The organism is Bordetella sp. FB-8 (assembly GCF_000382185.1).
GTDB lineage: Bacteria > Pseudomonadota > Gammaproteobacteria > Burkholderiales > Burkholderiaceae_B > Bordetella.
Window position 1 is genome coordinate 1,497,361 of the sequence record NZ_KB907784.1, and the last position, 13,755, is coordinate 1,511,115.

Annotated in this window: 11 protein-coding genes and 1 pseudogene; 5 read left to right on the top strand and 7 right to left on the bottom strand. The window is 64.0% G+C overall.

Annotation, left to right across the window (positions count from 1 at the left end; translation table 11 throughout):
• Positions 1 to 42: 42 nt before the first annotated feature.
• The 7 genes and pseudogenes from H143_RS0107145 to H143_RS22910 all read right to left on the bottom strand — a co-directional run bounded on the left by H143_RS0107145 (position 43) and on the right by H143_RS22910 (position 11,399).
• Positions 43 to 1,527, bottom strand: a complete 1,485-nt coding sequence (locus H143_RS0107145; protein ID WP_019937547.1) for an efflux transporter outer membrane subunit — start codon at positions 1,525 to 1,527, stop codon at positions 43 to 45.
• Positions 1,524 to 4,814, bottom strand: coding sequence for an efflux RND transporter permease subunit (locus tag H143_RS0107150; RefSeq protein WP_019937548.1), 3,291 nt, complete (start codon positions 4,812 to 4,814; stop codon positions 1,524 to 1,526). Before H143_RS0107150 ends, H143_RS0107145 begins: the two co-directional genes overlap by 4 nt.
• Entirely contained in the window at positions 4,811 to 7,939 is a 3,129-nt protein-coding gene (locus tag H143_RS0107155) for an efflux RND transporter permease subunit (protein ID WP_019937549.1), read from the bottom strand. Before H143_RS0107155 ends, H143_RS0107150 begins: the two co-directional genes overlap by 4 nt.
• A 16-nt stretch (positions 7,940 to 7,955) precedes the next feature.
• Positions 7,956 to 9,161, bottom strand: a complete 1,206-nt coding sequence (locus tag H143_RS0107160; protein WP_019937550.1) for an efflux RND transporter periplasmic adaptor subunit — start codon at positions 9,159 to 9,161, stop codon at positions 7,956 to 7,958.
• Between the two features lie 426 nt (positions 9,162 to 9,587).
• Positions 9,588 to 10,619, bottom strand: coding sequence for an adenosine deaminase (locus tag H143_RS0107165; protein ID WP_026349813.1), 1,032 nt, complete (start codon positions 10,617 to 10,619; stop codon positions 9,588 to 9,590).
• Positions 10,620 to 10,810: 191 nt separating this feature from the next.
• Entirely contained in the window at positions 10,811 to 11,137 is a 327-nt protein-coding gene (locus H143_RS0107170) for a HigA family addiction module antitoxin (RefSeq protein WP_026349814.1), read from the bottom strand.
• Positions 11,127 to 11,399, bottom strand: a pseudogene (locus tag H143_RS22910) (type II toxin-antitoxin system RelE/ParE family toxin). The gene H143_RS0107170 and the pseudogene H143_RS22910 overlap by 11 nt, the downstream one beginning before the upstream one ends.
• A gap of 60 nt (positions 11,400 to 11,459) precedes the next feature.
• Here H143_RS22910 and H143_RS0107180 point away from each other — a divergent pair.
• From H143_RS0107180 to H143_RS0107200, 5 genes are all read left to right on the top strand, one after another.
• Positions 11,460 to 11,798: a single-stranded DNA-binding protein gene (locus tag H143_RS0107180; RefSeq protein ID WP_019937554.1), complete on the top strand. Its 339-nt coding sequence runs from the start codon at positions 11,460 to 11,462 to the stop codon at positions 11,796 to 11,798.
• Positions 11,795 to 11,971: a hypothetical protein gene (locus tag H143_RS22655; protein ID WP_019937555.1), complete on the top strand. Its 177-nt coding sequence runs from the start codon at positions 11,795 to 11,797 to the stop codon at positions 11,969 to 11,971. The genes H143_RS0107180 and H143_RS22655 overlap by 4 nt, the downstream gene beginning before the upstream one ends.
• A 98-nt stretch (positions 11,972 to 12,069) precedes the next feature.
• Complete coding sequence (locus tag H143_RS21365) at positions 12,070 to 13,050, top strand: tyrosine-type recombinase/integrase (protein WP_051094378.1); 981 nt, start codon at positions 12,070 to 12,072, stop codon at positions 13,048 to 13,050.
• 37 nt (positions 13,051 to 13,087) lie between these two features.
• Positions 13,088 to 13,333 (top strand): AbrB/MazE/SpoVT family DNA-binding domain-containing protein, encoded by a 246-nt coding sequence (locus H143_RS20170; RefSeq protein ID WP_019937556.1) that lies wholly within the window; start codon positions 13,088 to 13,090, stop codon positions 13,331 to 13,333.
• The gene (locus H143_RS0107200) at positions 13,333 to 13,755 is read left to right on the top strand and encodes a type II toxin-antitoxin system VapC family toxin (protein WP_019937557.1); all 423 of its coding nucleotides are present in this window, start codon (positions 13,333 to 13,335) and stop codon (positions 13,753 to 13,755) included. Before H143_RS20170 ends, H143_RS0107200 begins: the two co-directional genes overlap by 1 nt.

The following is a 13,755-nucleotide window of genomic DNA, read 5'->3' on the forward strand; positions in this document are numbered from 1 at the left end:
TAGCAGTTGCTACGCCGCAGTGTGTCGCAAATCTTATAGAGCCTATCGTTTAGGCGTCAATTGTTTGGCATTGGGGTTAGTACTGGGTGAGGCGATTTGCAACGCATTCTCCGACCAGCCTCCTCCCAGGTTTCCAATCAGCGTAACCGTTGTAAGACGCCGCTGCTGCTCGACGCTGAGCAGCGATTGCTGATTGTTCAATTGGGTCGTCTGCGCCACAGCGACGGTAGTGTAGTCCACCGTCCCCGCGCGGTATTCGTTCAGGGCGATCTGCGTGCCCTGGGTCGAATCGGACACCGCGCGGTTCAGGATCTGTGCCTGCTGCGCCAGAATGCGCAGCCCGGACAGATTGTCCTCGACGCCCTGGAACGCGCTGAGCACTACGCCGCGGTAGTTCGCCACCGAGGCATCGTAGGCGGCGCGTGCGGCGTCCACCGTGGCGCTGCGCGTGCCGCCATCGAACAGCGTCATGCTCGCGCTGGCGCCGAGCGACCATACGCGGCTGGCCGCGTGCAGCAGGCCCGCGAGCGGGGATTGGGCGAAACCGTCCAGGGCAGACAGTGAAATTTCAGGATAGTACGCAGCCACCGCCACGCCGATGGCGGCATTCTGCGCCGCCATCTGGCGCTCGGCCACCGCGATGTCCGGGCGCCGCTGCAATAGCGTCGATGGCACGCCCACGGGAACCCGAGGCAGATCGGGCAGCCTGGGATCGTGCGGGATGTCCAGATCCTCCGGGTTCTTGCCGACCAGCACCGCGATCGCATGCGCGTATTGGGCGCGCGCCACGCCGAGCGCGATCAGGCTCGATTGCGCGCTCTCGAGCTGCACGCGCGCGGTCATCAGGTCGGAGGGCGCCGTCGTGCCGGCGCGGTTTTGATTCTCGACCACACGCAACGCTTCCCGGTCCGCCGCGACGGTTTGCCGCAGCAGGTCGATGTTGGCGTCGGTCGTGCGCAGTTCGATGACCGCGGTGGCCAGGGCGGTCTGCTCGGAAAGCGTGGCATTGGCCAGAAGAGCCTGGTCCGCCTGCGCCGTGGCCGTGTTTTCTTCGATCGAGCGCCGCACCTTGCCCCACAGGTCGATGGCCCAGCTTGCGCTGCCTTCGAGCGTGCCCGAATTGAATACGCCCGAGGCGGTGGAGCTGCGCTGCCGCGTGGCCGAGCCTGTCAGGCCCAGCGTTGGGAACAGCGCGCCGCGCGCGACTTTCACCTCGGCCAGCGCCTGCTGGTAGTTGGCGTAGCTCTGGCGCACCGTCTGGTTGGAGACCTGCACCTGCGGTTCGAGTTCGTCCAGCAGCCGGTCATGGAAGGCCAGCCACCATTGTCCCTTGGGTGCCTGCGCGGCATCAGGGTCGGCCTGTTTCCAGCCGGGCAGTTCCTTGTAGGCGGCCGGAACGGGAATCTCGGGCCGCCTGTAATCAGGGCCGACGGCGCAGGCGCAAAGCTGCGCGCACGCCACCAAGGCAATGGCGCCGCGTATGGCGCGTCCCGTTGCGATCGTTGCGTAGGGCATTGTGTTCATCATGCTTTCGTGTTCAGGTGCCGGTGCCAGGGCAGGCGTGCGGACCAGGCTGCGAGCCGGGCGCGCAGGCGATCCAGGTAAAGATAGATCACCGGCGTGGTGTAGAGCGTGAAGACCTGGCTCAGGAGCAGGCCGCCCATGACCGTGATCCCCAGCGGCTGGCGCAGCGATGCGCCCTGGCCCAGGCCCACGGCCAGAGGAACGGCGCCAAGCACGGCTGCCGCGGTGGTCATCATGATCGGGCGCAGGCGCAGCACGGCCGCCTGGTGGATGGCCGTGCGCGCGTCCAGTCCTTCCTTGCGCTGCTTCTGGATCGCCACATCGACCATCATGATGCCGTTCTTCTTGACGATGCCGATGAGCAGGATCATGCCGATCAGCGCGATCACCGAGAACGGCGTGCCGAACACCAGGAGCGCCAGGGTTGCGCCGATGCCAGCCGAGGGCAGCGTGGAGAGAATCGTCAGCGGGTGGACGGTGTTTTCGTACAGGATGCCTAGCACCAGGTAGACCACGCCGATCGCCGCGGCGATCAGAAGCGGAATGGTTCCCATCGATTGCGCGAACGACTGCGCCGCGCCGGCGAACGCGCCGTGCAGAGAAGTGGGCGCGCGGATGTCGCGCAATGCCTGTTCGATCGTCTGGCTGGCCGCGCTCAGCGATCCGCCGGGCGGCAGATTGAAGGAAATCGTGCCCGCCACAAGGCCGCCCTGGTGGTTGACCTGCGTTGCCGTGTGGCGGGTGCTCCAGCTCGACATCGCCGACAGCGGCACCATGGTCTCGGCCGCGGTGCTGTCGGCGCTGCCGCTGGACGCGCTGCCCTTGCTGTTGGAAATGCTGTTGGTCGCGGAATTGGCCGCGGCATCGGAATTTCTCGTGCTGGTGCCGGCCGTCGCGGCGGCCTTGGCCGCGGTGGGCACCAGTGTGCTCGACATCTGCGTTTGCGCGCTTCCGTTGACATTGCCCGCCGCGGTGCTGAGAAAAATGCGGTCCATCATCTGTGGGTACTGCCAGTATTTCGGCGCGACTTCCATTACGACGAAATACTGGTTCAGGGCGTTATAGATCGTCGAGACCGCACGCTGGCCAAAGGCGTCGTACAGCACGTTGTCGATCTGGTTGGGCCTAAAGCCATAGCGTGCCGCCAGGGCGCGATCGATGTTCAGGTAAACCTCAAGCCCGTGTTGTTGCAGATCGGAGTTCACATCGGTCAGCTTGTCCGGATGCTTATTGAGCTCGTCGACCAATTTGGGCGTCCATTTGAAAATGGTATCCGGGTCGTCGGCCGTAAGCGTGTATTGGTACTCGGCCGCCGATTCGCGGCCGCCAATGCGCAGGTCCTGCTGGGCCTGCAGGAACAGGCGCGCGCCAGACACCTGCCCAAGTTTGGGCCGCAGCCGGTTGACCACCTGCTGGGCCGAAGCGCGGCGTTCCGACAGCGGTTTGAGTTGGATGAAGACGATTGCTGAGTTGAGCGCCCGCCCGCCGGTAAAGCCCGCGACGGAGGCCACGGCGGGGTCTTCCTGGACGACGTGCTGCAGCTGCGCGAGCTTTTTCTGCATCGCCGTAAACGAGATGCTCTGGTCCGCGATGATGTGGCCGATCAGAAGGCCCGTGTCCTGCTCCGGAAAGAAGGTGGCCGGCAGCAGCCGGATCAGGAACAGGTTGCCGACCACCAGGGCGATCAGCACCAGGATCACCGCCCGGGAGTGGTTCAGCGCGAGAGCGAGCGAGCGGTCGTAGGCGTTTTTGAAGCGCTCGAACAGGGATTCGACCCAGCGTGCCCAGCGCGCCGGCGGCTTGTCTTCGCGCCCGCGGCGCAGCACATAGGCGCACATGGCCGGCGTGACAGTGAGGGAGACGACGAGCGAGATCAGGATCGAGATCGACAGCGTGACGGCGAACTCGTGGAAAAGCATGCCCAGCACGCCCGGCATCAGCAAAATGGGCAGGAACACGGCGATGAGCGACAGGCTCATCGAGATCACGGTGAAGCTGACTTCCGCGCTGCCCTTGAGCGCTGCCTCGAAGGGACTTACGCCTTCTTCGATGTGGCGCACCACGTTCTCCAGCACGACCACGGCATCGTCGACCACGAAGCCCGTGCCGATGGTCAATGCCATCAGCGACAGGTTGTCCAGGCTGTAGCCCAGCAGATACATGGGGCCGAAAGTGCCGATGATCGAAATCGGCAACGCCACCGCCGGTATCAGCACCGCGCGCGGCGACTGCAGAAAGACAAACACCACGCCGATCACCAGCAGCACTGCGATGAAGAGGGTGCGCTCGGTTTCGTCGACCGACGCGTTGACCGATTCCGAGCGGTCCATCGCCACGCCTACGTGGATGTCGCTGGGCAGCAGAGCCTCGATGGACGGCAGTACGCCGCGGATCTGCTTGACCGTGTTGACGATGTTGCCGCCGGGCAGCGGATAGACGATGACCAACACGGCAGGCTTGCCGTTGTAAAGGGCGGCGTTGCGGATGTTCTCGTTCGAATCGATCACCTTGGCCACGTCCGACAGCTTGACCGCCGCGCCGTTGCGGTAGGCGATCACGAGGTCACGGTAGGGCGCGGCCTTGTTGATCTGGTCGTTGGAGAGCACTTCGTAGCGCTGATCGCCCACGTCCAGGTGGCCTTTGGCGCTGTTGGCATTGGCCGCGCTGATCGCCGCGCGCACGTCCTCCAGGCCGATGCCGTAGTGGTTGAGCTGGTTGGGTTCCAATTCGACCCGCACGCTGGGCAATGCGCTGCCGCCCAGCGTGATCTGACCCACGCCGTCGATGGCCGAGAGCTGCTGCTGGATGACGGAGTCGGCCGAATCGTAGAGCTGTGCCTTGGTCAGGGTGTCCGAGGTCAGCGCGAGCACCATGATGGGCGAATCGGCCGGGTTGTATTCGCGATAGGTCGGGTTGCTGCGCAGCGTGCTGGGCAGGTCGGCGCGCGCCGCCTGGATCGCAGCCTGAACATCGCGCGCGGCGCCATTGATGTCGCGGGTCAGGTCGAACTGGACGATGATCATCGACGAACCGACGTAGCTGGTCGAGGTCATCTCGTTCACGCCGGCAATGGCAGCTAGGCGCCGCTCCAGCGGCTCGGCCACCGTCGAGGCCATGGTGCTGGGGCTCGCGCCCGCCATGCTGGCCTGCACCACCACGACCGGGAAGGTGATGTCGGGCAGGGGCGCGACCGGCAGCTTGAAGAACGCAAGCAGGCCGGAGAGCATGATGGCGATGGCCAGCAGCGTGGTCGCCACCGGCCGGCGGATGAAGACCCCTGTGATGCTCATCGCGGGTCCTGGGGGGGGCGGGCGTCGGGCGTCGCGTCGTTCCTATGGAATCTGCGGCGCAGGCGCAGCGCGGCGCGGTCAAAGAAGAGGTAGATTACCGGCGTGGTGAACAGTGTCAGCAACTGGCTGAGCGCGAGGCCGCCGATGATGGTCAGGCCCAGCGGCCGGCGCAGTTCCGATCCGGTGCCGGTACCTAGCAGCATGGGTAGCGCGCCCAGCATGGCGGCCAGCGTGGTCATCAGGATGGGGCGAAAGCGCAGCAGCGAGGCTTCGAAGATGGCCTCGCGCGGCGCCTTGCCGTGGTTGCGCTCGGCATCGAGCGCGAAGTCCACGATCATGATGGCGTTCTTCTTGACGATGCCGATCAGCAGCACAATGCCGATGATGCCGATCACATCCAGGTCGCTGCCGGCCACCATCAGCGTCAGCAGCGCGCCGATTCCGGCCGACGGCAGGGTCGAGAGGATGGTCACCGGATGGATGAAGCTCTCATACAGCACACCCAACACGATGTACACCGTGACCAGCGCTGCGATCAGCAGGTAGATTTCGCTGGAGAGCGAATCCTCGAAGGCCTGTGTGGCACCCTGGAATTCGGCGGTGATCGACAGGGGCAGATTGCTGGCCTGCTCGGCGCGCTTGATCTGGTCCACCGCGGTCGAGAGCGAGGCACCGGACGCGAGGTTGAACGAGATCGTCACCGACGGGAATTGGGCCAGGTGGCTGATGACCAGTGGCGATTTGACGATCTGGATCTTGGCCAGCGCGCTCAAGGGCACCTGGCCGCTGCTGGCGGTCTGGCTCGGCAGGTAGATATTGCCCAGCGAGGCGACATCGGGTAGCGATTCGGGCTTGGCGACCAGGATCACGCGGTATTGGTTGGCCTGCTGGAAGATAGTCGAAACGATGCGCTGGCCGAGCGCATCGTACAGCGCATTGTCGATGGTGGCGGGCGTGATGCCAAAGCGCGCGGCCAGCTGCCGGTTGACCTGGACGTTGATCGCCGGCCCGTCGTTGTTCATGTTGCTGGTGACGTCGGTGATCGAGCCGATCTGCTTCATTTTTTCCAGCAGCGCCGGCACGTATTGCTGGAACGCCTGCTGATTGGGGCCACGCAGCACCAGCTGGTACTGGTTGGCCGATACGGTCGTGTCCAGCGTCAACGACTGCGCCGGCTGCAGGTAGAGTCGGATGCCGGGCACGTTCTGGACTTGCTCGCGTAGGCGCCGCGCGATCTGGGCGGCGGTAAGCGAGCGGTCGTCGCGCGGCTTGAGATTGATCAAAAAGCGGGCGCTGTTGAGCGTCGGGTTGGTGCCGTCCACGCCCACATAGGAAGTCAGCGACACGACGTCCGGGTCCTTCAGGATGACGTCGGCCAGTGCGGTTTGGCGCGCTACCATGGCTTTGTACGACACCGATGCGTCGGCCACGCTGATGCCCTGCAGCACCCCCACGTCCTGCACAGGGAACAGGCCTTTGGGGATGAACACATACAGGCCGACGGTGAGCGCCAGCGTGAGCAGCGCCACGCCCAGGGTCAGCCGCTGGTGGTCCAGCACCCAGACCAGGCCGCGCTCATAGGCCGCGAGCGTCTTGTCGAAGGCCTTCTCGCTGAGGCGCTCGAAGCGGCTGGGCTGTCGCTGCGCCTGGGCGCGCATGACGCGGGCGCACATCATGGGTACCAGCGTGAGGGAAACGATGCCCGAGATCACGATGGTCACTGAAAGCGTGATAGCGAATTCGCTGAACAGGCGCCCGATCACGCCACCCATGAAGAGCAGCGGGATCAATACCGCGATCAGCGAAACCGTCAGCGACAGGATGGTGAAGCCGATCTGGCCGGCGCCTTTGAGCGCGGCCTCCAGCGGCGTCATGCCCTCCTCGAGATAGCGCACCACGTTCTCGATCATCACGATCGAGTCGTCGACGACGAAGCCGGTGGCGATGATCAGCGCCATGAGCGAGAGGTTGTCGATCGAATAATTCAGTTCGTACATCATGGCCAGCGTGCCGATCAGCGATACGGGCACCGAAATGCTGGGAATGATGGTCGCGGGCAGATTGCGCAGGAAGACGAAAATCACCGCCACTACCAGTGCGATCGACAGCAGCAGTTCGAAGCTGGCATCGGACACCGAGGCGCGGATCACGCCGGTGCTGTCCGACACCACCGTCACTTTCATGTCGGTCGGCAGCGTCGCCTCGAGCTGGGGCAGACGGCGCTTGATCTCGTCGACCGTGGCGATCACGTTGGCGCCCGGCTGGCGCTGCACATTGAGCACGATGGCCGGCTGCCTGTCGTACCAGGCGCCCAGCGCGTTGTCCTGCGCGCCCTTGACCACGCGCGCGACATCGCCCAGGCGCACGGGGGCGCCGTTCTGGTAAGCGATCACCGTGTCCAGATAATCCTTGGGGTCGGAGATCTGGTCGTTGCCGTTGATGGTGTAGTCCAGTTCCGGGCCGTCGAAGTTGCCCTTGGGCTGGCTGACGTTGACATTGGCCAGCAAGGTGCGCAGATCGTCCAGACTCAGACCGTAGGCCGCGAGTTTTTTCGGATCGGCCTCCACGCGCACTGCGGGCACGTTGCCGCCGGCCGCGGTCACGATGCCCACGCCCGGCACCTCCGAGATTTTCATCGCCATGCGGTTGTTCGCCACATCCTGCAATTGCGTGAGCGACATCGACTTGGAGGTGATCGCCAGCGTCAGGATGGGCTGGTCGGCCGGGTTGACTTTGGCGTAGGTGGGCGGCGCTGGCAGCCCGCTGGGCAGATAGCTGTTGGCGCCGTTCAGGGCCCGCTGCACATTCTGCTGCGCGATGTCCAGGTTCAGCGACAGGCTGAATTGCAACGTGATGACCGACGCACCGTCCGAGCTGTACGAGGTCATCTGCTGCAGGCCGGGGATCTGGCCAAGCTGCACCTCGAGCGGCGCGGTCACCGTGGTGGCCATCACGTCCGGGCTGGCGCCGGGATAAAAGGTTTGCACCTGGATAGTGGGATAGTCGACGTCGGGCAGCGCAGACACGGGCAAAAAGCGCACGGCGACCAGGCCCATCAGCACGAGGGCGATCATCAGCAGCGACGTTGCCACCGGGCGCAGGATGAACGGGCGGGAGATATTCATCGGTCAGTGGCCGCAATCATCCCTGTGCATTGCCAGCGGCTTGCTGCGCCGCGTTTGATGCGCCCTGCCCGGCCGGCGGGGCCGCACCCGCCGCGCGCACGGATGCGCCGTCGCTCAGGCGGTCCAGGCCGTCCGTGACAACTCTGTCGCCGGCCTTCAAGCCGGCCAGGATGGCCGTCAGCCTGCCGTCGCTCGCCCCCGGCGTGACCTTGGTCAAAGTCACCGTATTGTTCGCGTTGACCACATACACATAGTTGCCCGGCGCGCCGCTCTGCACGGCGGGAGTGGGCACCAGCACCGTGTTCTTCAGCGTGTCGACCCGCAGTTGCACATTGACGAACTCGTTCGGAAAGAGTGCTTCGTCGTCGTTGTCGAAGTGCGCGCGCAGCATGACCGTGCCGGTGCTGGTGGCCATCTGGTTGCCGATGGCGTACAGCGTGCCGGTGGCGATCTTCTTGGTGTTGTCGCTGTTGTAGGCGGTCACCGGCAGCTTGTCGCCGCTGTTGAAGCGTTCGATGACGCGCGCCAGCGCGTTCTGCGGCACGGTGAATTCGACCGTGGTCGGCTTGATCGTGGTAATGACCGCGATGCCGGTCGTGGTGGACGTGCTGACATAGTTGCCCGGATCGACCAGCCGCAGGCCGACGCGGCCCGACACGGGCGCGGTGATGCGGCAGTAGTCCAGGTCCAGGTCGTATTGCGCGATGCTGGCCTTGTCGGCCTGCACCGCGGCTTCGTCCTGCTGAACTGTGAAGCGCTGGTTCGCGTAGGTCTGCTCGGCAATGGACTTTTGCTTGAACAGCTGCGTGTAGCGGGCCAAATCGGAACGCGCCTGCGCGAGCGTGGCCAGGTCCTTGGCCAGCTGGGCCTGGGCCTGCTGCTTGCCGATCAGGTATTGGCGCGGGTCGATCTGCGCCAGGAACTGGCCTTTTTGGACGTCCTGACCTTCCCGGTAGCCCACTTCGGTCAGAAAGCCGCTCAATTGCGGCAATACCGTGACCGTCGCCACCGGCGTCACGGTGCCCAGCTCGTTCATGACTTCCGGCATGTCGCCCGTGATGGCCTTGGCCACGCTCACCACCTGTGCGGGCGTCGCGCGTCGGGGGGCGGGCTTTGTGATCAGGTGGCTGACCGCCGCGGCGATCAGGGCGATGACGATCACCGCCAGCAGGATGGTCCCGCGGCGCGAGCGCTGGGTGGACGGTGGGCTGAGTTTACTCATGGGATTTCAGACGGCGGAATCGGCCTGTGGACTTGAGTCGCTATGCCGTTGCGGCAAAGTCCAAGCGGCTGGCGCACGCCCGTCGTTGCGGCTCGGGGCTGGGGGGGAATGGCGAGTCTAGCCGAGGCTAGGGTTTTTTTGGACTTGTTGCGGCGGGGGCATTCCATTGCGTTGCCAGGGTCCTGGGTTTGTAATAATTTGAAGCGCTTCTGCGTGAAGGCGCGGAACGAAGCATGGTTGGGAAATCGCCCTTATGCGGCCTATCTGCCGTTTTCGCTCATGGGGGTAGGAAAACATGAAGAAATTCGCCATGCTGCGGCGCCTGGATTGCCTCAAGGAATGCGAGCGGTAATGCGACAGCACGGGCCGCATGGACGCCAAGCGGGGGTCGTAGGGGCGAAAGGGCTGGAACGCGCGGCCGCCTGGTCAGGCGGCATTGGCGCGAAAGCGCTCGAGTTCGCCGATCAGTGCGCGCTTATGGCCATCATCGATGAACGAGGCCTCGAAGCTGTGGCGAGCGAGCGTGTAGGCGTCCTCCTCGGTCATGTCCAGTGCGTCGAACGCGGCGAGGTAGTTCTCGTTGACGTAGCCGCCGAAGTAGGCCGGATCGTCGGAGTTGATCGTGACAGTCAGGCCGCGCCTGAGCAGCTCGCGCAGCGTGTGCTGACTCATGTCGTCGAACACCTTCAGGCGCACGTTCGAAAGCGGGCAGACGGTCAGCGCGATTTTCTCGCGCGCGAGGCGTTCGAGCAGGGCCTCGTCCTCGATCGCACGCACGCCGTGGTCGATGCGTTCCACGCGCAGTATGTCGAGCGCCTCGTGGATGTAGGCCGGCGGGCCTTCCTCGCCCGCGTGCGCAACGATGCGCAGGCCGAGCGCGCCGCAACGCTCGAACACGCGCTCGAACTTGGACGGTGGATGGCCCAGCTCGGACGAATCGAGGCCGACGCCGATCAGACGATGCGCATGGCTATCGAAATACGGCAGGGCTTCCTCGAGCGTACGCTGTGCATCCTCTTGCGTGCGGTGTCTCAGAAAGCACAGGATCAGGCGGCTCGAGAAGCCGAGCTGGGCCTGGGCCTCGGCCAGCGCCCGCTCGATGCCGTTGATGACGGTGGCGATTGGCACGCCGCGCGCGGTGTGCGTCTGCGGATCGAAGAAGATTTCGGCATGGCGCACGTGATCGGCCACGGCACGCCGCACGTAGGCGCGTGTCATGTCGTAGAAATCGTCTTGCGTGAGCAGCACGCTCGTGCCTGCGTAATAGATGTCGAGAAAGGATTGCAGGTCGGTGAACGCGTACGCCTCGCGCAAGGCCTGGGCCGACGCGTAGGGCAGCGCCACGCCGTTGCGCCCGGCCAAAGCGAAGATCAGCTCCGGCTCCAGGGTGCCTTCGATGTGCAGGTGCAGCTCCGCCTTGGGCATGCGGCGGATCTTGTCTGCGAGCGGGGGTGTCAGTGCCATGGCAGGCTCTCGCTTATTCCGCGGGTCTTGAGACGATCCAAGACGATTTGGGTTGTGAAAGGACTGAAACTGTGGCTGGGAAGCCTCATAAATTCTAGGGTTACAGATTTTCGATTTTCAAGATATCCCTAAAAGTACTCCCACGCGGACCGCGCTGGGGGCTAGGGCAATATAGTTCCGCAGGATCAAGCGGCCAGAGCGTGGCGCTGGATCTTGGCAAGCTTGGGCGCTCCGATTTTTTCCCGAGCCTTCCCCGTATGGTAATGCGTCTGCAAGTTCATCCAGCTTTGCGCGTTGGTGCCGAAAAAGAGGCCCAGCCTGACGGCGGTGTCGGCCGAGATGGCGCGTTCACCCCTGACAATCTCGTTGATGCGCCGAAGCGGCGCGTCGATGGTCTTGGCCAGCGCGTATTGCGAAATTCCCATCGGCTCCAGCCAGTCATGGCGCAGCATTTCGCCCGGGGTGGCAAGCGGTACTTGCCGGGTCCTGGCGGTACTCCGGTCAGGGGTAATCGGTGATCTCGGTATTGAGCGCGCCACCGTCCTGGAACCGGAAGCACTCACGCCATTGGTCGTTTGCAGATACTGTATTGACCCGCGCGATCGCCCGTTAATGCCTCCAGCCTGTTGCCAGGCGGGACACGCAAAAAGCGAGCTCTGCCGTAGCATGCAGCGACTGGAGTTTGCGCATGACGACCGATTCGATGTTAGCGAAGCGGGCTACTCGCTGGTCTTCGAACAAGGCTTGGGTCTCGTTACAAGCGAAGGCATCCAGGCACGGGCGGGCCGTCGCTGCAACAACCGTGAATCACTGTGAATAACTGCGAGGTGAATAATGATTGACGCGCTAATAGCTGGCCGGCTCTACGGCCACGCCGAGGCCCGAGAGGGAAAGAACGACAGCGCCTACGTGACTGCCAGGGTGCGCGCAGCGGCAGGTGACGGCTCGCCGCTCATTGTGAATGTGATTGCCTTTGCCGATGCGGTATGCGATGCCTTATTGGCGCTGGATGACGGGGATAGCGTGACGCTGTCAGGCGCGCTCACGCCCAAGGCCTGGACCGATAAAAACGGGGAGGCTCGCGCAGCCTTGGACATGGTGGCGCATGCAGTCTTGACGGCTTACCACGTTTCACGCACGCGGCAAGCGATGCAACCAGGGGAGAGCGAATGACAAGCGCGAAGAAACCCGCGGTGGCGAAGTCGGCTGCCCTGCCCGGTCAGCTGTTAAGCGTGCTTTTGGAGCAGAGCAACGGCGAATGGCTGGACACCGGAGCGGCGAGCCAAGCAGGCCGAAGCGATACGACGCTGGAAACCGTGGGAGCAATCAACCGGACCCAAGACTGAGGCAGGCAAGGCGGCATCGAGCGGCAACGCCTATAAGTATGGAATGCGTGGGTGCGACGTGCGCGAGGCATTGCGCGATGCACGGGCCTTTATCCGATATGGCCGCATTCACCTGCCCGCTGGACAAAGACCAGACAATCCTGCGCGATGCCGAGCAGACCGCCACCGACCAGGAAAAGCGCCGGAAGGCCCGCGTCAGCAAGACCCCTGCCTTAGATGCCTGGGATGCCTATATTCAAGCTCGCGCCCCCAGATGGAGCGACAGGTACGCGGCCGACCTCAAGGAAATGGCCCGCGAAGGGGGCGACCCGATTACACGGGGGCGGCGTGCCGGCATGGCCGCGACCAAGCCCCCCGGCATTCTGCGCCCCCTGCTGGCGCTGCCCCTGCGGGGCATTACTCGCGATGCTGTGGCGGCATGGTTGGAGAAGAACGGCCATGCCCGTCCGACCTTTGCCGTCCGCGCCCTGCTGAACCGTATCGTGTCGGCCTACTTGCAAATCTTGCTGCTGACGGGCGCGCGCCGCAACGAGCTGGCAGGCCTGCGCTGGGAGGATGTGGATTTCCAGTGGCAGAGCCTGACCATCCGGGACAAGGTAGAGGGCGAGCGCACTATCGGCATGACGCCTTATGTCGCCAGCCTGCTGCGCGGCCTCCAGCGCATCAACGAGATGCCCCCGAACGTGCGCGCCCTGCGTGGCCAGCCCGAGGGGCAGGAATGGAGGCCGTCGCCCTGGGTATTCGCCAGCAAGACCGCCGCAGACGGCCGCATGAAAGAGCCGCGCATCGCCCACAACAAGGCGCTTGCCGCTGCTGGCCTGCCCGCCCTATCCATACATGGCCTGCGCCGCTCCTTTGGCACCCTGGCCGAATGGGTGGAGTGCCCGGCAGGCATCAGCGCCCAAATCATGGGCCACAAGCCCAGCGCCATTGCTGAAAAGCACTATCGGCGCCGCCCCCTGGACCTGCTACGCATGTGGCACGGCAAGATTGAGGGCTGGATACTGGACAGGCCGGTATCGAGTTTCAGGCGGAGCAGGCCGAATCGGGGTTGCGAGCCGTCAAATAAGGCGCTTTAATGTATATACATCAATGTATATCAATTCGAGAGCGGATATGAACCTGCAAATAGCTAAATGGGGCAACAGCCTTGCCCTACGCATTCCCGCCGACTATGTGCGCCAAGCGGGCATCAAGGAGGGAGACCAGGTGCAGGCCAGCCTGACCATCGACGGCGGCATTTGCATTCGAGCTGCCAAGTGGAATCGCCAGGCTTTTGCCCGCGACCTCGAAGGGATGCGAGCGGCCATGCCGATGGGCGAGTCTGTAATAGAAGAATTGCGACATGGGGCGCGCTACTGATGGTGTATGTGGATACCAGCGTGCTGGTCGCGCTGTGTGTGAACGAACCGAAGAGCGCCGCCGTGGCAAAGTGGTATGCCGCTTGTGATGACGAGCTTATTTCCGCTGCGTGGTGTGTGACCGAATTTGCCAGCGCCTTGGGTATCAAGCTGAGGACGAGGCAGATTACCGACGAGCAGGGCGCGACAGCATGGCAGGCGTTCGAGCGACTTTGCGCCAGTGACCTACAACTGCGGCCAGTCGAGCCGCCCACGTTCCATCGTGCTGCGGTGCTGACATTGGATGTAGCCAGCAGTCTGCGAGCGGGGGATGCGCTACACCTGGCGGCAGCACTCGACGCCAAGGCCAAGAGCATGGCAACGCTCGATGACGTACTGGCGCGTAATGCGAAGCGCATGAAGATAAAACCGCTGGCGTTTTGA